Source organism: Vibrio metoecus (assembly GCF_009665255.1).
Lineage (GTDB): Bacteria > Pseudomonadota > Gammaproteobacteria > Enterobacterales > Vibrionaceae > Vibrio > Vibrio metoecus_B.
Genome location: NZ_CP035686.1, coordinates 2407501 through 2428329 on the forward strand (window position 1 = coordinate 2407501; position 20829 = coordinate 2428329).

General features: G+C 46.9%; 19 protein-coding genes, 1 tRNA gene, 2 rRNA genes and 1 pseudogene (1 of these 23 only partly in view). 4 read left to right on the plus strand and 19 right to left on the minus strand.

What is annotated here, in order from left to right:
• From EPB59_RS10905 to dusA, 11 genes and pseudogenes are all read right to left on the minus strand, one after another.
• Positions 1 to 1248 (minus strand): 23S ribosomal RNA (locus EPB59_RS10905); it reaches 1639 nt to the left of the window's first position.
• 301 nt (positions 1249 to 1549) lie between these two features.
• A tRNA-Glu gene (locus EPB59_RS10910) sits at positions 1550 to 1625 on the minus strand.
• Between the two features lie 68 nt (positions 1626 to 1693).
• A 16S ribosomal RNA gene (locus EPB59_RS10915) occupies positions 1694 to 3236 on the minus strand.
• The 16S and 23S rRNA genes sit together here with 1 tRNA gene alongside, the layout of an rRNA operon.
• Before the next feature lie 536 nt (positions 3237 to 3772).
• A complete protein-coding gene (locus tag EPB59_RS10920; protein ID WP_154172724.1) occupies positions 3773 to 4522 on the minus strand; it encodes a phosphoadenylyl-sulfate reductase in 750 nt (249 codons plus the stop codon).
• Positions 4515 to 6248, minus strand: a complete 1734-nt coding sequence (cysI, locus tag EPB59_RS10925; RefSeq protein WP_154172726.1) for an assimilatory sulfite reductase (NADPH) hemoprotein subunit — start codon at positions 6246 to 6248, stop codon at positions 4515 to 4517. The genes EPB59_RS10920 and cysI overlap by 8 nt, the downstream gene beginning before the upstream one ends.
• On the minus strand, positions 6248 to 8074 hold the full coding sequence (locus EPB59_RS10930) for an assimilatory sulfite reductase (NADPH) flavoprotein subunit (protein WP_195706989.1): 1827 nt from the start codon (positions 8072 to 8074) through the stop codon (positions 6248 to 6250). The genes cysI and EPB59_RS10930 overlap by 1 nt, the downstream gene beginning before the upstream one ends.
• A gap of 106 nt (positions 8075 to 8180) precedes the next feature.
• The gene (locus EPB59_RS10935) at positions 8181 to 8411 is read right to left on the minus strand and encodes a hypothetical protein (protein WP_195706990.1); all 231 of its coding nucleotides are present in this window, start codon (positions 8409 to 8411) and stop codon (positions 8181 to 8183) included.
• A pseudogene (locus EPB59_RS10940) lies at positions 8408 to 8567 on the minus strand (Fe3+ hydroxamate ABC transporter substrate-binding protein). The gene EPB59_RS10935 and the pseudogene EPB59_RS10940 overlap by 4 nt, the downstream one beginning before the upstream one ends.
• A complete protein-coding gene (locus tag EPB59_RS10945; RefSeq protein WP_055030530.1) occupies positions 8533 to 9198 on the minus strand; it encodes a TIGR04219 family outer membrane beta-barrel protein in 666 nt (221 codons plus the stop codon). Before EPB59_RS10945 ends, EPB59_RS10940 begins: the two are co-directional and overlap by 35 nt.
• An 85-nt stretch (positions 9199 to 9283) precedes the next feature.
• Complete coding sequence (gene pspG / locus EPB59_RS10950) at positions 9284 to 9496, minus strand: envelope stress response protein PspG (protein WP_000462390.1); 213 nt, start codon at positions 9494 to 9496, stop codon at positions 9284 to 9286.
• Between the two features lie 162 nt (positions 9497 to 9658).
• On the minus strand, positions 9659 to 10609 hold the full coding sequence (dusA, locus tag EPB59_RS10955) for a tRNA dihydrouridine(20/20a) synthase DusA (protein ID WP_050418644.1): 951 nt from the start codon (positions 10607 to 10609) through the stop codon (positions 9659 to 9661).
• 379 nt (positions 10610 to 10988) lie between these two features.
• Here dusA and zur point away from each other — a divergent pair, with 379 nt between their 5' ends.
• A complete protein-coding gene (gene zur, locus EPB59_RS10960) occupies positions 10989 to 11453 on the plus strand; it encodes a zinc uptake transcriptional repressor Zur (protein ID WP_032469759.1) in 465 nt (154 codons plus the stop codon).
• A 9-nt stretch (positions 11454 to 11462) separates the two neighbouring features.
• Positions 11463 to 11924: a chemotaxis protein CheX gene (locus EPB59_RS10965; RefSeq protein WP_001200950.1), complete on the plus strand. Its 462-nt coding sequence runs from the start codon at positions 11463 to 11465 to the stop codon at positions 11922 to 11924.
• 124 nt (positions 11925 to 12048) lie between these two features.
• Here the strand turns inward: EPB59_RS10965 and EPB59_RS10970 are convergent, their stop codons facing one another.
• On the minus strand, positions 12049 to 13227 hold the full coding sequence (locus EPB59_RS10970) for an MBL fold metallo-hydrolase (protein ID WP_055052189.1): 1179 nt from the start codon (positions 13225 to 13227) through the stop codon (positions 12049 to 12051).
• Between the two features lie 187 nt (positions 13228 to 13414).
• Entirely contained in the window at positions 13415 to 15067 is a 1653-nt protein-coding gene (pgi, locus tag EPB59_RS10975) for a glucose-6-phosphate isomerase (protein ID WP_154172734.1), read from the minus strand.
• A gap of 283 nt (positions 15068 to 15350) precedes the next feature.
• Between pgi and EPB59_RS10980 the strand changes: the two genes are divergently transcribed.
• The gene (locus tag EPB59_RS10980) at positions 15351 to 15770 is read left to right on the plus strand and encodes a secondary thiamine-phosphate synthase enzyme YjbQ (protein ID WP_154172736.1); all 420 of its coding nucleotides are present in this window, start codon (positions 15351 to 15353) and stop codon (positions 15768 to 15770) included.
• Between the two features lie 63 nt (positions 15771 to 15833).
• On the opposite strand, the gene alr is transcribed toward EPB59_RS10980, so the two are convergent.
• Together alr and EPB59_RS10990 are read right to left on the minus strand one after the other, a co-directional pair.
• Entirely contained in the window at positions 15834 to 16919 is a 1086-nt protein-coding gene (gene alr, locus EPB59_RS10985) for an alanine racemase (protein WP_195707113.1), read from the minus strand.
• A gap of 13 nt (positions 16920 to 16932) precedes the next feature.
• The gene (locus EPB59_RS10990) at positions 16933 to 18339 is read right to left on the minus strand and encodes a replicative DNA helicase (RefSeq protein ID WP_000774913.1); all 1407 of its coding nucleotides are present in this window, start codon (positions 18337 to 18339) and stop codon (positions 16933 to 16935) included.
• 170 nt (positions 18340 to 18509) lie between these two features.
• On the opposite strand from EPB59_RS10990, the gene EPB59_RS10995 reads away from it, so the two are divergent.
• Positions 18510 to 19274, plus strand: a complete 765-nt coding sequence (locus EPB59_RS10995; protein WP_431355100.1) for a DUF481 domain-containing protein — start codon at positions 18510 to 18512, stop codon at positions 19272 to 19274.
• A gap of 55 nt (positions 19275 to 19329) precedes the next feature.
• On the opposite strand, the gene rplI is transcribed toward EPB59_RS10995, so the two are convergent.
• The 4 genes from rplI to rpsF are packed head-to-tail and all read right to left on the minus strand — an operon-like array spanning position 19330 to position 20734.
• A complete protein-coding gene (gene rplI, locus EPB59_RS11000) occupies positions 19330 to 19779 on the minus strand; it encodes a 50S ribosomal protein L9 (RefSeq protein ID WP_001196056.1) in 450 nt (149 codons plus the stop codon).
• A 33-nt stretch (positions 19780 to 19812) separates the two neighbouring features.
• Entirely contained in the window at positions 19813 to 20040 is a 228-nt protein-coding gene (rpsR, locus tag EPB59_RS11005) for a 30S ribosomal protein S18 (RefSeq protein WP_000090471.1), read from the minus strand.
• 15 nt (positions 20041 to 20055) lie between these two features.
• Positions 20056 to 20358 carry a primosomal replication protein N gene (priB, locus tag EPB59_RS11010; protein ID WP_055052193.1) on the minus strand — a complete coding sequence of 101 codons (303 nt, stop codon included), beginning with the start codon at positions 20356 to 20358 and terminating at the stop codon, positions 20056 to 20058.
• A 7-nt stretch (positions 20359 to 20365) separates the two neighbouring features.
• The gene (rpsF, locus tag EPB59_RS11015; protein ID WP_001216668.1) at positions 20366 to 20734 is read right to left on the minus strand and encodes a 30S ribosomal protein S6; all 369 of its coding nucleotides are present in this window, start codon (positions 20732 to 20734) and stop codon (positions 20366 to 20368) included.
• Positions 20735 to 20829: the final 95 nt, after the last annotated feature.

Below are 20829 nucleotides of genomic sequence, written 5' to 3' on the forward strand. Positions count from 1 at the left end.
TCATGTCAGCATTCGCACTTCTGATACCTCCAGCAAACCTTACGATTCACCTTCAACGGCTTACAGAACGCTCCCCTACCCAATGTCTAAAAGACATTGCCGCAGCTTCGGTGTATTGCTTAGCCCCGTTACATCTTCCGCGCAGGCCGACTCGACTAGTGAGCTATTACGCTTTCTTTAAATGATGGCTGCTTCTAAGCCAACATCCTAGCTGTCTGAGCCTTCCCACATCGTTTCCCACTTAGCAATACTTTGGGACCTTAGCTGGCGGTCTGGGTTGTTTCCCTCTCCACGACGGACGTTAGCACCCGCCGTGTGTCTCCCGGATAGTACTTACTGGTATTCGGAGTTTGCAAAGGGTTGGTAAGTCGGGATGACCCCCTAGCCTTAACAGTGCTCTACCCCCAGTAGTATTCGTCCGAGGCGCTACCTAAATAGCTTTCGGGGAGAACCAGCTATCTCCGAGTTTGATTGGCCTTTCACCCCTAGCCACAAGTCATCCGCTAATTTTTCAACATTAGTCGGTTCGGTCCTCCAGTTGATGTTACTCAACCTTCAACCTGCCCATGGCTAGATCACCCGGTTTCGGGTCTATATCCAGAGACTGAGCGCCCAGTTAAGACTCGCTTTCGCTACGGCTCCCCTATACGGTTAACCTTGCCACTGAATATAAGTCGCTGACCCATTATACAAAAGGTACGCAGTCACACCACGAAGGTGCTCCTACTGCTTGTACGTACACGGTTTCAGGTTCTATTTCACTCCCCTCACAGGGGTTCTTTTCGCCTTTCCCTCACGGTACTGGTTCACTATCGGTCAGTCAGGAGTATTTAGCCTTGGAGGATGGTCCCCCCATATTCAGACAGGATATCACGTGTCCCGCCCTACTCGATTTCACGCTCGATGAAGCGTCGGTTACGGGGCTATCACCCTGTATCGCCAAGCTTTCCAGCTTGTTCACCTACTTCACCGAGTGCTTAAGGGCTAATCCAGGTTCGCTCGCCGCTACTACCGGAATCTCGGTTGATTTCTTCTCCTCGGGGTACTTAGATGTTTCAGTTCCCCCGGTTTGCTCTGTTAACCTATGTATTCAGTTAACAGTAACTGCTTATGCAGTTGGGTTTCCCCATTCGGAAATCGCAGACTCAAACGGCTCTTACTGCCTTATCTGCGCTTATCGCAAGTTAGTACGTCCTTCATCGCCTCTGACTGCCCAGGCATCCACCGTGTACGCTTAGTCACTTAACCATACAACCCGAAGGAGTTTCGGGTTGTTGTTTAAACAACCTAAGTTGTCTCGCGTTTAATTTACATGAGTGCGAGACAGATTTTGCCGGACTCAAATTTGAACAAGACCGAAGTCTTATTCGATACCAAGCACACTTGAATGTGTTGTTGGTGTTTATCTTTCGATAAACATTGAGAACTTTACAAACAACAATAAATTGTTGTTTTGTCAGCTTTCCAAATTGTTAAAGAGCAAGATTCCCTTTCTATTTAAAGAAAAGATGAACCATTTTTAAACATTCTCAGCGAAAACGCTTAAAGATGGTATCCCGTAGGGGAGTCGAACCCCTGTTACCGCCGTGAAAGGGCGGTGTCCTAGGCCTCTAGACGAACGGGACACTAAGATACTCTTCTCTAATCTAAACCGAATCAATCTGTGTGGACACTCATCACGATAATCATCGTGTAAGGAGGTGATCCAGCGCCAGGTTCCCCTAGCGCTACCTTGTTACGACTTCACCCCAGTCATGAACCACAAAGTGGCAAGCGTCCTCCCGAAGGTTAAACTACCTGCTTCTTTTGCAGCCCACTCCCATGGTGTGACGGGCGGTGTGTACAAGGCCCGGGAACGTATTCACCGCAACATTCTGATTTGCGATTACTAGCGATTCCGACTTCATGGAGTCGAGTTGCAGACTCCAATCCGGACTACGACGTACTTTGTGAGATTCGCTCCACCTCGCGGTATCGCTGCCCTCTGTATACGCCATTGTAGCACGTGTGTAGCCCTACTCGTAAGGGCCATGATGACTTGACGTCGTCCCCACCTTCCTCCGGTTTATCACCGGCAGTCTCCCTGGAGTTCCCACCATTACGTGCTGGCAAACAAGGATAAGGGTTGCGCTCGTTGCGGGACTTAACCCAACATTTCACAACACGAGCTGACGACAGCCATGCAGCACCTGTCTCAGAGTTCCCGAAGGCACTCCAGCGTCTCCGCTAGATTCTCTGGATGTCAAGAGTAGGTAAGGTTCTTCGCGTTGCATCGAATTAAACCACATGCTCCACCGCTTGTGCGGGCCCCCGTCAATTCATTTGAGTTTTAATCTTGCGACCGTACTCCCCAGGCGGTCTACTTAACGCGTTAGCTCCGAAAGCCACGACTCTAGGTCACAACCTCCAAGTAGACATCGTTTACGGCGTGGACTACCAGGGTATCTAATCCTGTTTGCTCCCCACGCTTTCGCATCTGAGTGTCAGTATCTGTCCAGGGGGCCGCCTTCGCCACCGGTATTCCTTCAGATCTCTACGCATTTCACCGCTACACCTGAAATTCTACCCCCCTCTACAGTACTCTAGCTTGTCAGTTTCAAATGCGATTCCTAGGTTGAGCCCAGGGCTTTCACATCTGACTTAACAAACCACCTGCATGCGCTTTACGCCCAGTAATTCCGATTAACGCTTGCACCCTCCGTATTACCGCGGCTGCTGGCACGGAGTTAGCCGGTGCTTCTTCTGTAGGTAACGTCAAATGATTAAGGTATTAGCTTAACCACCTTCCTCCCTACTGAAAGTACTTTACAACCCGAAGGCCTTCTTCATACACGCGGCATGGCTGCATCAGGCTTGCGCCCATTGTGCAATATTCCCCACTGCTGCCTCCCGTAGGAGTCTGGACCGTGTCTCAGTTCCAGTGTGGCTGATCATCCTCTCAGACCAGCTAGGGATCGTCGCCTTGGTGAGCCCTTACCTCACCAACTAGCTAATCCCACCTGGGCATATCCGGTAGCGCAAGGCCCGAAGGTCCCCTGCTTTGCTCTTACGAGGTTATGCGGTATTAGCCATCGTTTCCAATGGTTATCCCCCTCTACCGGGCAATTTCCCAGGCATTACTCACCCGTCCGCCGCTCGCCACCCAAGGAACAAGTTCCTCTGTGCTGCCGCTCGACTTGCATGTGTTAGGCCTGCCGCCAGCGTTCAATCTGAGCCATGATCAAACTCTTCAATTAAAAGTTTTGTGAAGCTTTCGCTTCGGCTCAATGAATACTGATACTCTCTTTCGAGAGTGAATTGACTGTGCTGAATGATTGCTCATTCAAATGGTCACTCAGTTCATTGATAAATCTTTTTTTGATTATCATCAACGAGTGCCCACACAGATTGATTGGTTTATATTGTTAAAGAGCGCTCTTCTTAGCGGTCTGCTTCAGAAGAGGCGGCCATTTTAGCGAGAATCGATTTTGTGTCAAACACTTTTTTCAATTTTCTTTTCTGGCCTGTTGAGGCATCGATTTGGCTGTGAGCCCTTGCTGCGTCAACGAGGGCGCATTATAGAGATCCGCTTCACACTGGCAAGTGTTTTTTGAGAAAATTTATAGAAATAGCGCTTAATCGCTGCATTTGCGCGCAAGGGCTTATTTATCCCACTTTACTCAGAATTTTATGACAGCTTATCCACAGAGTTATTCTTTAGAGGCTGAGATAACGCGAGAGGCTGCATCACGGCAGCCTCTCTTTATTACGTTTAAATAGAAAACGAACGCGTTTACTGATTATCTTCGTGTAACCCACACTCACGCTTTAAACCAAAGAAGCGAGTTTGCTCTTCACTCATCCCCGGTTGCCATTTCTGTGTCGTGTGCGTATCTCCAACCGAAAGATAGCCTTGTTCCCAAAGTGGATGGTAAGGCAGATCATTATCCTTGAGATAATAGTGCACCTCTTTATTAGTCCAATCGATCACTGGCAGGAATTTAAACACGCCATTTTGTACCGATAGAATCGGTAAGCTTGCTCGTGATTGTGACTGCTCGCGTCGTAAGCCAGAAAACCACGTACCGATATTAAGTTCATCCAACGCTCTACGCATCGGTTCTACTTTATTGATCTGGTTATAGCGTTCGATCCCTTCAACACCTTGTTCCCACAGTTTTCCGTAGCGAGCTTCTTGCCAAGCCGCTGATACAGGCGCGGAGTAAACTTTTAAGTTCAGATTGAGGCGCTCAGTCAGCTCATCGATAAACTGATAGGTTTCTGGGAACAGATAGCCGGTATCGGTTAAAACGACAGGAATGTCACTCTTCACTGAAGTCAATAAATGAAGCATCACTGCGGCTTGGATACCAAAGCTCGATGACAGTGCATGATTGCCCTGCAGATTTTCTAGAGCCCATACGACGCGCTCTTGCGCGCTGAGGGATTCCAGATGTTGATTGACTTCCGTTAGGCGCAGCGTTTGCTGCACCTTATTTAACGTTAGTAACTCTTCTAGTGTTGGAGCGGTACGGTTAGGCATAGAAATCCCTCTTCGAGATAATGACCTCTTCAATAATGCCTGCGCGGATGGTGAAATCACCAAATTCTTCTCCTTCCAGACGCTCACTCGCCCAGCGTCCCACCAACTCATCAATTTCTTGAAGGATTTGCGTATCGGTAATGTTCTCTTTATACATCTTAGGAATGCGCGTTCCATTTCGATTGCCGCCTAAATGGAGGTTGTAGCGACCCGGTGCTTTACCGACTAGGCCAATCTCAGCCAACATGGCTCGACCGCACCCATTCGGGCAGCCCGTCACACGCAAAATGATGTTCTCTTCTTTTGGTAACGCATGTTTTGCCAAAATACCTTCCACTTCTGTGACAAAAGAAGGTAGAAAACGCTCGGCTTCCGCCATCGCCAATGGACAAGTTGGGAAGGCCACACACGCCATAGAATTGATACGCTGCTCACTCACACCATCATCAATCAAGCCATGTTCACGTGCGAGCTGCTCAATGTGCTGTTTCTGATCCGCTGGCACACCAGCCACAATCAAGTTTTGGTTAGACGTCATCCGGAAATCGCCTTGATGCACCTTAGCAATTTCAGCGACACCCGTTTTCAGTGGCTTACCCGGAAAATCCAATAAGCGGCCATTTTCAATAAACAGGGTTAAATGATGTTTGCCATCGATGCCTTCAACCCAACCAATCCGATCGCCACGGCTGGTAAACTCATAAGCTCGGCTTGGTGCAAACGCAATTCCCGCGCGTTTTTCAACTTCGGCTTTAAATACCTCAACCCCGACACGATCTAAGGTGTACTTGGTTTTGGCATTTTTACGGTTAGAGCGGTTACCCCAATCGCGTTGCGTACTCACCACCGCAGCCGCAACCTCCAACGTTTTCTCCAAAGGAATAAAACCAAAGTCATCGGCACGACGAGGATAGGTTGAAGTATCGCCGTGCGTCATCGCAAGGCCACCACCCACCAACACGTTAAAACCGACCAACTGGCCATTTTCACCAATCGCGACAAAGTTCAAGTCATTGGCGTGTACATCCACATCATTATGTGGCGGGATCACAACGGTCGTTTTGAACTTACGCGGTAAATAGTTTGAACCTAAAATGGGCTCTTCATCGGGTCCTTCCACCTTTTCACCATCCAACCAAATTTCGGCATAAGCGCGTGTTTTCGGCAGTAGGTGCTCACTGATCTTTTTTGCCCACTCGTAGGCTTCGAGATGCAGCTGAGATTCCACGGGGTTAGAGGTACACAAAACGTTACGGTTCACATCCCCTGCGGTCGCAATCGAATCGATACCAATGCTGTTTAAGGTTTGATGCATCAGTTTGATATTCGGCTTAAGCACACCGTGAAACTGAAACGTTTGTCGTGTGGTTAAACGGATACTGCCGTACAGAGTATGTTCGGTTGCAAACTTATCGATCGCGAGCCACTGGTGAGGAGTGATGATCCCTCCCGGCATACGCGCACGGAGCATGACATTGTGCAAAGGCTCAAGCTTCTGCTTGCTACGCTCAGCACGGATATCACGATCATCTTGCTGATACATGCCATGAAAGCGGATGAGTTGGAAGTTGTCTGCGGTAAAGCCGCCGGTAATGCGATCTTGCAGATCTTGCTCGATCGTCCCGCGTAGAAAATGACTCTCGCGCTTTAGGCGTTCATTATCCGACCATGGGCCGAGCACTTCGCCAAGCACCTCTTGTACTGATGGGTTTTCATTTGCGCTCATTAGTAGACATCCCTTTGATAACGTTTTTCTTTACGCAGTTCACTCACATACTCTTCAGCTTGCTCACGATTCAAGCCACCTTGTTGCTCTACGACAGTAATCAATGCTTGGTGCACATCTTTCGCCATACGTGATGCATCACCGCACACGTAGAAATAAGCACCTTCCTGTAGCCACTGCCACAACAACTCCGCCTGTTCTAACAAACGATGCTGTACATACACTTTTTCATGCTGATCACGGCTGAAAGCCACATCTAAGCGGTTAAGCACACCAGACTTAAGATATTTTTGCCACTCAACTTGGTAGAGGAAATCTTGGGTAAAGGTGCGATCACCAAACAACAGCCAGTTTTTCCCTGCTGCGCCACGGTTTTCACGCTCTTGAATAAAACTGCGGAAAGGAGCAATTCCCGTTCCGGGGCCAACCATGATCACCGGAGCATTATCATCACTCGGCAACTTGAAGTTGTTATTGTGCTCAACAAAGACTTTAACTGGAGCACCTTCTTCTAATTGATGAGCTAAGAAGCTGGATGCACCACCCAAGCGTTGCGCTCCCTTATACTCATACTCGACCACCCCAACCGTCAGATGCACCTCTTCCCCCACCTCACTTTGACTAGAGGCAATCGAATATAGACGCGGCGTTAAACGACGGAGAAGTGATAACAGTTGAATCGCGGAAAGGGTGACTTTTTCTTCGCGCAACACATCAATCACTTGTGTACGCGTCGCGTATTCACGCAGTGCCTCTTTATCTTGGGCTAAAGAGGTGAGCTTTTCGCTTTGTGCAAGCTCAGCAAATTGCGCCACCAACTGCGGATTGGCTGCAGTAATTTCATAATGATGAGTCAGTGCCGAATGCAGAGAAAGCGTTTCACCATCCACTTGTACTTCTTCATGACCAGAAAGTCCTACGCTATCGAGTAGGGCATTAACCAGCTGTGGACGGTTTTCATACCACACACCTAATGCATCACCCGGTTGATATGTGATGCCAGAATCGGCCAAATCAATTTCGATATGGCGTACATCTTTGCCTGAATCACGGCCAGTAATTTTTTGGCTCGTCGATAAGCTCGCCGTGTAAGGTTGCTCTTTACTGTAATGACTCTCAGCTGTCTGGCTCACTGCGAAAGTAACCACGCTCGTCACTGCCGTGGCTCCTGTCAGCTCATCTTTCAAAATAGACAGCACTTGCTTGCGCCACTCAGTCGCTGCAGTCTGATAATCGACATCCGCATCTAAGCGCTCAACCAGACGTTGCGCCCCAAGGTTTTCTAAAAACTGGTCAAAATCTTTGCCGGTTTGGCAGAAAAACTGATAACTGGAATCCCCCAACCCTAAGACGCCGTATTTAAGATTAGGCAGCTTGGGCGCTTTTTTCGATTTTAAGAATTCATGCAAAGCCAATGCATTATCAGGAGCTTCTCCTTCACCATTGGTTGAAGCAACAAAGATCACATGAGTTTCTTTAGTTAAGTCTTTGCCTTTGTAATCACTAGCATCAAACAGTTGGGTATTAATACCTTCCGCTTGCGCTTCTTTCAATAACGCTTGGGCAACGCCTTTCGCATTTCCCGTTTGCGAAGCAAAAATAATGGTTAATTTGCCAGCAGCAGCCAGCGGCAGTGTTTGCGCAGAAGACAATTGAGGGGTATTCAGCGCATTGGATTGACTAAGCCCCCAAAAATAACCACTCACCCAAGCCAATTGCTGGGGATTGAGTTGGGTAACTGTCTGTTGAAGTTGATTGAGTTGTAGATCATTTAACGGACTAGCGAGCCCAGCTAGTGCCGGAGGTAGAGTGTTTCCTAAAGACATCGTCACGACTTCCCTATTCATTTCATGACGATAGATTAATCACTCTTTTTAATAACAAGAAAGAATAGATGTGAATGTTTTATAACTTTTTGACTTAACCATCTCGCTACTGGTTTTCAATTCGAACTTGACGAAACCCAACCGCCATGGCGGATTGCGAAGCGCTATCGAGATCGATATAACGGCACTCTTCGCCATTTTCATCCGTAAGCAACACAAAGCCGCCCATTTGATGGCGAAATTCTACAATCCATTCCCCATTTTGAAGGGAAGGTTCTATTATCGCTTCAACCAACTGTTGGGTTTGATATAGCTCTCTTAACTCCGGAATCTTCATTTTGCTTTCCATCCTTGGCTTATTGATAAAACTAAGCATGGTCCAAATAGCAAAAATGAGCCAACTTGTGGCCCATTTAAAACGTATTGATTCGCAACAAATGCAATATTGAGAATATCAATTAAAAGCTAAATTGCGCGCCAAGGAACCAACCATCCGCAAACACGAAAGACTGTTTTACATCCGCCGACTGCTTGGCAAGTTCAGTAAATTCGAGATCCACGACACGATAACCGGCTTTAAAGGCTAATTCACCCGCTCGAATCGGTAAGTGATATTGCAATCCGGCAACTACATCTGACGACTTCAGATCGCTGTTGTTGCCGAAATCAAATTGGCCAATCACATCAAATGGAGTATGAGGAATAGCAATTTCTGCACTCGCGTACCAATTAAACGTCGTTTGATCAAAATCGTAGCGACGAGCATCAGGTGCTCGATAGTTACTATTCGCGTACTGAGTCAGCGTGATACCCGCATCAAACTTCATCAATTCACGATCTAACACTTGGTAGTAAAAGGTGTAATCGTATTTATCGAATGAGGCAAAATCCGCTTCTAAATTGGTATAGCGCAAGCTTGCATTCGGCAAATAGGGAAAATCATGTTCAAACGCTATATAGAGTGTTGGGGCATTGGCATCATCACGACGAGTGTTGTCAATTTTCGTGCTCGCCAACCACATATCTGCACCCACTGATGCAGTATAGAATGACCCAGCGGCAAAAGCGGATAAAGGTGAGATCATCAATGCAGTGACCAACGCCACCGATGCAGTTCGGTTCATGAGCTATGCTCCGTTATATTGGGATTCAATGATTTTAAGGTGGATGATGGTAACACAAACCGAAAAACGACGAAGGGTTTTGTCATTACCGACGTGAAGGGCTCACTTTGTCACGCATCAACCAGACCACTAGCAAGACAATCAACAGCCACGGCAGCAATTTCAATACGATACCCAGCATACCAAACAGCGCCATGATTAAGAAAGCCAGCGCCATTGCGCCAAATACGCTAAGCAAGGTGATCCCCGTAACCAATAGTGTTGCGGCAAATACCAAAATAAAGATCAATTCAAACATCGTGAGCACTCCTCTTGTCGATTCATGATTAATAAGCAGTTTTCGCGCCAACCACACAAAAATACTAACTCAATGATTCTTCAAATAAAAATAGAGTCAATCGATCCGACACCGATTGACTCACAAGAGAATAGTGTGAATTTTGCTAAAATGCGGTGTTTTTTACACTCCAAGATCTTGATACGGAATTTTTGCCAAGGCTTGCTCGACTACTTCCAACCCAGCACCTTGTTTATGCGCATTTTCACTAATATGGCGTCGCCATTGACGTGCACCCGGCATATTTTGGAACAGCCCTAACATATGGCGAGTCATATGACCGAGATGCGTACCTTGAGATAACTCACGCTCAATATAAGGCAACATTTCATGGATCACTTGCGAACGTTTTTTCACTGGTGTATCCAGCTCGAAAATTTGCTGATCCACTTCTGCAAGTAAGTAAGGACTTTGGTACGCCTCACGCCCAATCATCACACCATCAAGATGTTGAAGATGCAGTTTCGCTTCTTCCAACGTTTTCACACCACCATTGACCGCAATAGTTAAGTGCGGAAAATCACGTTTGATTTGATACGCTCTTGAATAGTCCAACGGCGGAATTTCTCGGTTCTCTTTCGGGCTTAAGCCACTCAGCCATGCTTTACGCGCATGAATGGTAAATTGCTCACAGCCGCCTTTTTCAGCGACGGTGGAGATAAACTGAGTCAAAAACTCATACGAATCTTGATCATCAATACCAATTCGAGTTTTCACTGTCACCGGGATATCGACTACCGAGCGCATTGCAGCAACACATTCAGCGACCAATTCAGGCTCTGCCATTAAACAAGCACCAAAACGACCATTCTGCACACGATCCGAAGGGCAGCCTACATTCAGGTTAATTTCATCATAGCCACGCTCTTGCGCTAATTTTGCACAATGCGCCAAATCCTTAGGATTAGAACCACCAAACTGCAACGCCACTGGATGCTCTTCTTGGTTATAAGCCAGAAAATCACCGCGACCATGAATGATTGCCCCTGTCGTGACCATTTCGGTATACAAAAGAGTTTGCGAAGAGAGCAAACGGTGAAAGTAACGGCAGTGGCGGTCGGTCCAATCGAGCATTGGAGCAACTGAAAGTCTGCATGAGTGAGTCATAGGTGAACGTCCCCATTTCAGTCAAAAACAACCACCGCACGGTGGCGAAAAATCAAAGTCCGGCATTTTAATCGTATCTTTGCTTGAGCGCTAATCTTTGTTCGAGAATCTGGTTTAGAGAGAATGGTCAACCCATCGCAACATAAGTAATACCGTTAACAATGTTACAGATGACACACTCGCTTCAAGTAACCGAGGTTAGCGGTATCGTTTTTGCACCAGATAAGGTAATTTACGCCTATTCAACGGGATGACTTTATCAACCACCCAGTTTCATGTGGATTTTATTTAGTGTCTCAACGATATTCATCTCTACATAGTATATTATTACTAAAGTCCAACAGTGATGGTGATAGTTTTGGACAACAAGCTAACGAAGCAAATAGAAGAAATATGTGCAGCCAGAGGAGTTCGGCTCACCTCACAGCGTAAAACTGTATTTGAGTTGATTTGTGCAAGTAAGCGCTCGTCGAGTGCCTACGAGCTGTTGGAAGATCTTAAAAAAAGTGAACCACAAGCGAAACCTCCGACTGTATACCGAGCACTGGATTTTTTGCTAGAACAAGGCTTTATTCACCGAGTGGAGTCAACGAACAGTTTTATATCTTGCTGTTCATGTAATGCCCATAAGCACTTTTCACATCTATTGATTTGTGACCAGTGCGGTAACGTCATTGAATCTCGGGATGATAGTCTGGTAGCCTTGCTAGCAAGTAACGCGGAGAAACACGGTTTTACGATAAGCAATCATGTCATCGAATCACATGGAGTTTGTCAAACCTGTCTCTCAAAAGAGAAGAAGCAACAATAGAAGAAGGTTATGCGCGCTGAATTTGTAAACCCGTTTTTAGCGTCTTTAATGAACGTGTTGAAAACCATGGCTTCCCTTGAGTTGAAGCCTCAAAAACCACGGATTAAAAAAGACGAAATTGCTCGCGGTGATGTTTCCGGCCTCATCGGTATGATCGGCCCAACAACGCGTGGCTCAATGTCGATCACCTTTGATGAAAGTCTCGCACTGGAAATTATGCAGAATATGCTTGGCGAACGCCCAAATGGTCTTAACGAAGAAGTTACTGACATGGTGGGTGAAATTACCAACATGGTCACAGGTGGAGCTAAGCGAATTTTGGCTGAAAGCGGCTTTGATTTTGATATGGCCACACCAGTGGTCGTATCTGGCCGAGGACACACCATCCGTCACAAGTGTGAAGGGGCGATCATCATCATGCCGTTCTCCTCACCTTGGGGTAATGCGTTCATCGAAATCTGTTTCGAGTAGTTTGGAGCCTCTGGCTCGCTTTATAACAGCTGTTACAACCAAAATTCACTGACTTTTCGTCTTCGATGAAACAAGCGAAAACCGGACACATGAGGTCCGGTTTTGTTTTATCTGAGCATACTGACTAAACCACCATTAATAGCAGCAATAGCGAACAAGCAAAGCCCAACTCCCAATGCAGGCTGATATCCTCTTGCCGAGTCTTTAATCCTTGCCACCAACGTTCGGTCGCCGTGACCTGAGCTATGGTGAGAATTTCTCCAACCATCGGGGTCAATAATTCAAGCTCTTCAGCTTCACAATGCTTGAGAAGATCCTCCATCGGTTCATCCCAACGATGGGTAAACAGTTCGTAGGTTGCCCAATGGATAGGCATCAACTTCCTTGCATTTAAATCGTGAAAAGCTTGTACAGTCTGTGACGCTTGCATGTGCCCCCAATTTTCTACTGGGTAACCTTTTTGCCCTTTTACATCCGCTGCGACTTCTAAACAGGCCAAATCAATCGGTCCATATCGTTCAGCTATCTGCGCAAAGTGCTCGTCATAAGCAGTATCACCACTGAAAAACAGGCTTGTCTCACTACTTTTGATCAGCCATGAACACCATAAGGTCGCATTGCGATCTAAGTAGTAACGACCTGAATTATGATTGGCTGGCGTACAGATAAACTCTATACCGCGAAATTGAAAGCTCTCCCACCAATCAAACTCAATGATCTTTTCAGGTGTCACTCCCCAGCGAATCAAATGACCACCAACACCTAAAGGAACATAAAATGTCACGGGCTGAGTGGCATAATATTCAATACTCGCTTGCTCAAGATGATCATAGTGATCATGGGAAATCAAAATGATATCGGGTAGAGGCAGCTGTTCACGTGTATCACCATTCCGCATATTGCGCTTAAACCATGCTTTCGCGAGCCACGGAGAGGCGTAGTCAAAGACTGGATCGGTCATCACTCTTACGCCATCCAACTCAATAAACAAGCTGGAATGACCAAGCCAAGTCACTCGTAAGTCATCACTACAGGTTTGCAATAGGTGGGAATTGATTGGTAAGAAAGGCAGCTCACTACAAGGTTTAAGCTGTGATCTCCCGCCTAAATAACTCCATGCCACTTCCCACCATGATTGATGGCTAGTGATATTGGGCATGGCATTCATCACTCTGCCCGACCGAAATTGAGCCGATCTCCTGATTCGTTGCTCGAGTTGCGAGCGGTAATGCTGAACAGCATTCTGTTGAGACACCTTACGTTGAGATGTTCGCGTTTTAGTCTGAATAGTCGTTTCTGACATACAGAAGAAGCCCTATCACCCTAGCGATAGCAGTAGTTAATCGTGGTCACGTGTCTGTTTTATGACCAAGTACAGTGAAAAAATGAACTTTCGATTGCAGTGAAACAAACAGATGCCCAGTTTAGGAGCAATAAAAAGGCCCTACGTAAAAGTAAGGCCTTGGCATCCAACGTGTTAGGTCAATACATTAAGCGCGAAAGGCTTTAAATGCGTTGATCAAACCGTTGGTAGAACTGTCATGCGAATTCACATCGGCATTATCCGCCAATTCAGGTAGGATCTGGTTCGCCAGCTGCTTGCCTAGCTCAACACCCCATTGGTCGAAACTGAAGATATTCCAAATCACACCTTGTACGAAGATTTTGTGTTCGTACATCGCAATCAAGTTACCCAGTGTGCGTGGTGTAATTTGCTTGACCAGAATCGAGTTGGTTGGACGATTGCCTTCAAACACTTTGAATGGCACTAACGCTGCGATTTCTGCCGCCGACTTACCTGCTTTTTCTAATTCAGCTTGTACCGCTTGCGCTGATTTACCAAAGGCTAGAGCTTCCGTCTGGGCAAAGAAGTTAGACATCAGTTTTTGGTGGTGATCGCTCACTACGTTATGACTGAGCGCCGGAGCAATGAAATCGCACGGGATCAGTTTAGTACCTTGGTGAATCAGTTGGTAGAACGCGTGCTGTCCGTTAGTGCCTGGCTCACCCCAAATAATCGGCCCAGTTTGGTAAGTCACTGGGTTGCCATCACGATCAACATACTTACCGTTCGATTCCATATTGCCTTGTTGGAAGTAAGCCGCGAAGCGATGCAAATATTGATCGTAAGGCAGGATCGCTTCAGATTCTGCACCGTGGAAGTTGTTATACCAAATACCAATCAGCGCCAAAATCACCGGAATATTGCTTTCAAACGGTGTATTCACGAAATGCTGATCCATTTCATGCGCACCCGCCAACAGTTCAACAAAGTTGTCGTAACCAATAGACAGAATGATAGAAAGACCAATCGCTGACCACAATGAGTAACGACCGCCTACCCAATCCCAAAATTCGAACATGTTCTCGGTGTCGATACCAAACTCAGCGACCGCTTTACCATTGGTTGATAGCGCAGCAAAGTGCTTGGCAACATGTGCTTCATCGCCCGCCGCTTTTAAGAACCAATCACGCGCTGTGTGTGCGTTAGTCATGGTCTCTTGGGTGGTGAAAGTTTTGGAAGCCACAAGGAATAGCGTGGTTTCAGGATCCACTTTTTTCAGTGTCTCCGCCATGTGCGTACCATCCACATTTGACACAAAATGCATGGTCAGATGGTTCTTATAAGGCACCAGAGCTTCCGTGACCATGTAAGGACCAAGGTCAGAACCACCGATACCGATATTCACTACATCAGTAATCGCTTTGCCGGTGAAACCTTTCCACTCACCGCCAATCACACGCTCAGAGAAGGCTTTCATTTTAGCCAGTACAGCGTTCACAGCTGGCATCACATCTTCACCGTTCACCAGCACAGGTGAATTGCTACGATTACGTAATGCAGTGTGCAGTACCGCACGATCTTCGGTTTGGTTGATCGCTTCACCTTTAAACATCGCGGTGATGGCAGATTGCAGACCCGTTTCTTTGGCCAACGCAAACAGGTGTTGCATGGTTTCAGCATTCACAAGGTTTTTCGAATAATCGACCAGAATGTCTTGCCCAAAGCGCGCAGAGTATTTGGCAAAACGCTCGCTGTCTTGCGCAAAAAGTGCTTTGAGGTCCATATCCTGAGCGGATTCAAAATGCGCAGTCAGCGCTTTCCAAGCTTGAGTTTGTGTTGGATTGATATTTTTCAACATGGCATCTATCCCGATGTTACAGTGGTTTTATTTCATCTCGATGCAGACATAGGCTGCTGATGAAATCCCCGATTTAAGCAAAAAGAATAGGTTAAAAATGAGTTTTCCGCGTGGGAATAACATGTAATTAATTTTCAGTGCATCATTATGAGCGAACTCATTTGCACCCACTTTGCGATAGGTCACGTAAACACCGACCACAACTCATTTTTGTCTGGTAATCTAAGTCGCTCACCTTACCCTTAAACATTCACTTTGCCAATATACTTAAGGAGCTGGCGTAATGTGGCAGCAGCAACCCATCCAATTAAGGCCGCGCCCGCGCGGGTTTCATCTCATTACTGATGAAATTGAACAACAATTACCGCAGATAAAAGCGTTAAATGTCGGTTTGCTACATTTATTTGTGCAACATACTTCCGCTAGTCTCACCATCAATGAAAATGCCGATCCTACTGTACGCCAAGATATGGAAGCCCATTTTAACCACGTAGTTCCTGAGGGTGCGCCTTACTATCGGCACATTTATGAGGGCGATGATGACATGCCTGCTCACATCAAATCTTCATTACTCGGATGCAGTGTGAGCATACCAATTTGCAATGGTCAACTGGCGTTAGGAACTTGGCAGGGAATCTACCTGGGTGAGCATAGGGATCATGGCGGAGCAAGGAGGATAATCGCCACGATTCAGGGTGAATGAGTAACCAAGTGGCTCACTCACCGACATTTGAGTAGACGGAGAGTGAGGTCATAAATAAGCAGGCTAAATGCCTGCTCCTGAATAAGACATTTCCACTCGCGACGTGAGTTTAGTGACTAACTCATACCCAAGCGTGCCGATATGGGCGGCCACTTCCTCTACTGGGAGTTCACATCCCCACAGCATGGCTTCATCGCCGACACAGTCGCTGGCCTCTGGCCCTAAATCGACGGTCAACATATCCATCGACACGCGTCCCGCAATCGGTACACGGCGACCATTGACCACCACCGGCGTCCCATTCGGCGCGGTGCGTGGATAACCATCACCATAACCAATCGCAATCACGCCAATTTTGGTATCACGTTGACTAGTCCAAGTACCACCATAGCCAACACTCTCTCCCGCTTTCACATCACGCACTGCAATCAAGTGCGATTTTAATGTCATGACCGGCAGGTAACCTAACTGGGCGGCACTCTTTTCCGAAAATGGTGAAACGCCGTACATGATAATACCCGGTCTCACCCATTCCAGTTGGCTTTGAGGCCAAGCCAGCAACCCAGCCGACGCCGCAAGAGAACGCTCACCCTGACAGCCTTGGGTCAGTGATAAGAACAACTCGGTTTGTGCTGCTGTGGTCGATTTATCTAACTCATCAGCACAGCCAAAGTGGCTCATGTAACGCAGTGGTTTCGCCACATTATCACACTGATGTAAACGCGTGACGAAGTCTTGATATTGCTCAGGGCGAACCCCTAACCGATGCATCCCGCTGTCGACTTTCAGCCATACCATGACCGGAGTCTCTAGCTGAGCTTGCTCCAGTGCTTGTAATTGCTCTTCACAATGCACGACTGTCTGGATGTTGTTGGTGACCAATACTGGCAAATCACCGGGAGAATAGAATCCCTCAAGCAACAAAATGGGTTTCACTACGCCACTGGCACGCAGTTGCAATGCTTCTTCAATTCGAGCGACACCGAAAGCATCGGCACCCATCGCATAACGTGCGATATGACGTAGGCCATGTCCATAACCATTGGCTTTCACCACCGCCATAATTTTACTGTCTGGCGCTTGCTGCTTAACGCGCTGCAAGTTGTGCTGCAACGCATCCAAATTAATGTAAGCGGTGGCCGCCTTCATATAGTTCATCGAATTACTCATCGTCAAATGCAGGTCCCGCATAGTTGTCGAAACGAGAATATTGTCCTTGGAAAGTTAAGCGTACCGAACCAATCGGACCGTTACGCTGTTTACCGATAATGATTTCCGCCGTCCCTTTCAGTGCACTATCTGGGTGATAAACCTCATCACGATAGATAAACATGATCAAGTCCGCGTCCTGCTCGATAGATCCCGATTCACGCAAATCCGAGTTAACTGGTCGTTTATCTGCACGCTGCTCCAAAGAACGGTTCAACTGCGACAATGCCACAACAGGTACATTCAACTCTTTGGCCAAGGCCTTCAATGAGCGAGAAATCTCAGCAATTTCAAGGGTACGGTTATCGGTTAACGCAGGAACGCGCATTAACTGCAAATAGTCGACCATGATAAGAGACAAACCGCCGTGTTCACGCGCAATACGTCGTGCACGCGAGCGAACTTCAGTGGGAGTTAGGCCAGAGCTGTCATCGATGTACATGTTCTTCTTCTCCATGAGGATCCCCATGGTAGAAGAGATACGCGCCCAATCTTCATCATCGAGCTGACCGGTACGAATTTTGGTTTGATCAACGCGTGATAACGAGGCGAGCATACGCATCATGATCTGTTCTGCTGGCATCTCAAGCGAGAAGATCAGCACTGGCTTCTCTTGTTCCATTGCCGCATTTTCACACAGGTTCATCGCAAACGTGGTTTTACCCATTGAAGGACGTGCCGCGACAATGATCAAATCGGAACCTTGTAAACCGGCGGTTTTCTTATTGAGATCAGTAAAGCCAGTATTAACCCCTGTCACCCCATCTTGCGGCGTTTTGTACAGCAGCTCAATCCGCTCTAAGGTACGCTCCAAAATGCTATCAACGTTTTTCGGGCCTTCATTTTCACTGGTACGCGCTTCCGCAATCGCAAATACTTTACTTTCCGCCAGATCGAGCAGGTCTTCGGCATTACGTCCTTGCGGATCGTATCCCGCATCCGCAATTTCGTTTGCCACACCAATCAGGTTACGTACCAACGCACGCTCTGCCACAATCTCTGCATACGCATTGATATTCGCGGCACTTGGGGTGTTCTTGGCTAAATCGGCCAAATAGGCAAAGCCGCCAACATCTTCCAACTGTTCACGCTGCTCAAGGTATTCAGACAGTGTGATTAAATCAAGTGGCTTACTCGCCTCCAAAATGGATTTCACACCATCGAAAATCAATCGATGCGGTCGGCTGTAGAAGTCCTGCGTCACCACGTGTTCTGAGACCGTATCCCAGCGCTCATTATCCAGCAGCAAGCCCCCAATAACAGATTGCTCAGCTTCTAACGAGTGCGGTGGGAGTTTAATTGCATCAACTTGTGCATCGGAAGTTTTACGGTTTCGATTATCAGTACGTGGATCTGCCATGACTTCGCTTTAAGTAACTTTTGAATGTCCGCCATTATAACGAGAATCCGTGATTTGTAATTAAACCAACGAAAGTTTGTGCGCCGCCTAACCAGAATTGACCTAGGGTTGACCCAAGCAGAGTGGAGAGTTTTTACTATGCCGCCACCCTAAAAATGAATGAGGTGGTTGTGTTTCGAAAATGCTTAACTTGGGCTGGCCTATTGCTCTGCGTTCCTGCACTCGCCGATGAACAGATAGAGCAAAAGGATGACATTGTATTACCTTCACCTTGGAGTCATCAGGTCGAGTTTGGCTATCAAGCACATACGGGAAATAGTGACTCACAGTCCCTCAATTCCAGAGTCAAATCCGAATATACCTTAGGGCGTCACCGTACCTATGGTGAATGGAAGTTCTATAAGCTAGATAAAAACAACAAAGAAGATAAGCGTCAATCGACTTACGCCCTACAAAGTGACTATAAACTCGGTCCGAAAACCTATTTGTATGGCAGTTTCTATGGCACTGATTCTCGTTATAGCGCCTACTTTAAAGATTACACACTCTCTGCAGGTCTCGGCTACCAGTTTGCCTACACTGAGGATTGGGTGCTCGAACTCGAATTAGGTCCTGGTTTTCGCTACCAAAAGCCGAATCAAGATGAAATCGATGATGATGATATCGTGTTTCCCGACCAGGTCGATGAACCGATCTTTCGTGGTAATTTGAAAAGTGAATGGCAAGCCTTAACCAACTTGCGTTTCGCCGCCGAACTAACGTTAGTCTCAGGGGAAAGTAATACCAGCGTTGATAGCGACATCAGTCTAACAAACAAAATCACAAAAAATATCGCATTAAAAATTCGCCAGTCTCGTCAGTATCACAACCGTGTACCTGAAGGCTTAAGCAAAGCAGACAGCGTTTTATCGGTCAATCTATCCTTCCAGTTTTAACTCATAAAAAAACACCAGCCGAAGCTGGTGTTTTCATATTCGTCAGTAACTGAAATTACTCAGCAACAACTTGTACTTTCGCAGTTGCGAAAACTTCAGAGTGAAGTTGAACGCTAACTTCGAATTCACCAACGTTGCGCAGAGCGCCTTCAGGCAGGCGAACTTCGCTCTTAGATACTTTAACGCCAGCTGCAGTGATTGCATCAGCGATATCACGAGTACCGATAGAACCGAACAGTTTACCTTCGTCACCAGCTTTAGAAGCAATAACAACTGCTTCCAGAGCGTTAACTTGGTCAGCGCGAGTTTGAGCAGCAGTCAGTTGCTCAGCAACTTTTGCTTCTAGCTCTGCACGACGGCTTTCAAACATTGCAACGTTAGCTTTAGTTGCCATTACTGCCTTACCTTGTGGGATAAGGAAGTTACGAGCGTAACCAGATTTAACGTTTACTGTATCGCCAAGGCTGCCTAGGTTACCGATTTTATCAAGTAGAATAACTTGCATTGCTTAATCCTCTTTCTTAATAAACGGTGCCGATTACTGATGCTTGTCAGTGTACGGCAGTAGAGCTAGGTAGCGAGCGCGTTTGATTGCACGAGCTAGCTGACGCTGATATTTAGCGCTTGTACCAGTGATACGGCTAGGAACGATTTTACCAGCTTCAGTGATGTAGTTCTTGAGAGTTGCTACGTCTTTGTAATCAATCTCTTGTACGCCTTCTGCAGTAAAACGGCAGAATTTACGACGACGGAAGAAACGAGCCATGGGCTATCTCCTGATCTATATTTGAGAAATTTTGTCGGCATGCAGCACTAATTTACCTACGCCATTTCGGCTGGTTTGGTAAGCCACAAAACCGCTTACCAAAATGCTACTGCCTTGTACTAAATTTTGAGTTAATGCATCTGACCTAGCCCCACTCACCACCACCGGTAATCGACAAAAAACTTGTCGCGGAAGGTCAGCTTCTACCATCGTAGAGCGATGCTCTAGCCAAAAATGGCAATGTTTAACACCCGATGGACTTTGGCTTCGAACCGGAGCCTTTGCGACAACGCCGCTCAACTCGATCCGATTGGTCATCAAACCATTACTCAACGTCTGCGTCGAACTTCATCTCGTCACGCTTTACACGCTCTTCACGAGCTTTCAGCATGATTGAAGGTTCAGTAATAGCAGCTTTAGTACGCATGATCATGTTACGTAGAACTGCATCGTTGAAACGGAAAGCAGTCTCTAGCTCATCAACGACTGCTTGGTCAGCTTCAACGTTCATCAGAACGTAGTGAGCTTTGTGCAGTTTGTTGATTGGGTAAGCCAGTTGACGGCGACCCCAATCTTCTAGACGGTGGATTTTACCGCCCGCTTCAGTGATTGAGCCAGTGTAACGTTCGATCATGCCAGCAACTTGCTCGCTTTGATCTGGGTGCACCATGAATACGATTTCGTAATGACGCATTATTTGCTCCTTACGGATTATTCAGCTTCCAGAGTTGGCCCGGTCATCCAGAGGAAGCAAGGAACTAATGATAATTGACCGAGAATTAAGGAGCG

What these genes read in the sequence shown, in the direction of transcription:
- EPB59_RS10980 (WP_154172736.1), top strand. Translation starts at nt 15,351, where the DNA reads ATGTGGCAGCAGCAACCCATCCAATTAAGGCCGCGCCCGCGCGGGTTT.
- EPB59_RS10935 (WP_195706990.1), bottom strand. Translation starts at nt 8,411, where the DNA reads ATGAAGATTCCGGAGTTAAGAGAGCTATATCAAACCCAACAGTTGGTT.
- pgi (WP_154172734.1), bottom strand. Translation starts at nt 15,067, where the DNA reads ATGTTGAAAAATATCAATCCAACACAAACTCAAGCTTGGAAAGCGCTG.
- alr (WP_195707113.1), bottom strand. Translation starts at nt 16,919, where the DNA reads ATGAAGGCGGCCACCGCTTACATTAATTTGGATGCGTTGCAGCACAAC.
- EPB59_RS10920 (WP_154172724.1), bottom strand. Translation starts at nt 4,522, where the DNA reads ATGCCTAACCGTACCGCTCCAACACTAGAAGAGTTACTAACGTTAAAT.
- zur (WP_032469759.1), top strand. Translation starts at nt 10,989, where the DNA reads ATGGTGATAGTTTTGGACAACAAGCTAACGAAGCAAATAGAAGAAATA.
- EPB59_RS10945 (WP_055030530.1), bottom strand. Translation starts at nt 9,198, where the DNA reads ATGAACCGAACTGCATCGGTGGCGTTGGTCACTGCATTGATGATCTCA.
- rplI (WP_001196056.1), bottom strand. Translation starts at nt 19,779, where the DNA reads ATGCAAGTTATTCTACTTGATAAAATCGGTAACCTAGGCAGCCTTGGC.
- EPB59_RS10970 (WP_055052189.1), bottom strand. Translation starts at nt 13,227, where the DNA reads ATGTCAGAAACGACTATTCAGACTAAAACGCGAACATCTCAACGTAAG.
- EPB59_RS10930 (WP_195706989.1), bottom strand. Translation starts at nt 8,074, where the DNA reads ATGTCTTTAGGAAACACTCTACCTCCGGCACTAGCTGGGCTCGCTAGT.
- EPB59_RS10990 (WP_000774913.1), bottom strand. Translation starts at nt 18,339, where the DNA reads ATGGCAGATCCACGTACTGATAATCGAAACCGTAAAACTTCCGATGCA.
- rpsF (WP_001216668.1), bottom strand. Translation starts at nt 20,734, where the DNA reads ATGCGTCATTACGAAATCGTATTCATGGTGCACCCAGATCAAAGCGAG.
- pspG (WP_000462390.1), bottom strand. Translation starts at nt 9,496, where the DNA reads ATGTTTGAATTGATCTTTATTTTGGTATTTGCCGCAACACTATTGGTT.
- cysI (WP_154172726.1), bottom strand. Translation starts at nt 6,248, where the DNA reads ATGAGCGCAAATGAAAACCCATCAGTACAAGAGGTGCTTGGCGAAGTG.
- rpsR (WP_000090471.1), bottom strand. Translation starts at nt 20,040, where the DNA reads ATGGCTCGTTTCTTCCGTCGTCGTAAATTCTGCCGTTTTACTGCAGAA.
- priB (WP_055052193.1), bottom strand. Translation starts at nt 20,358, where the DNA reads ATGACCAATCGGATCGAGTTGAGCGGCGTTGTCGCAAAGGCTCCGGTT.
- EPB59_RS10965 (WP_001200950.1), top strand. Translation starts at nt 11,463, where the DNA reads ATGCGCGCTGAATTTGTAAACCCGTTTTTAGCGTCTTTAATGAACGTG.
- dusA (WP_050418644.1), bottom strand. Translation starts at nt 10,609, where the DNA reads ATGCTCGATTGGACCGACCGCCACTGCCGTTACTTTCACCGTTTGCTC.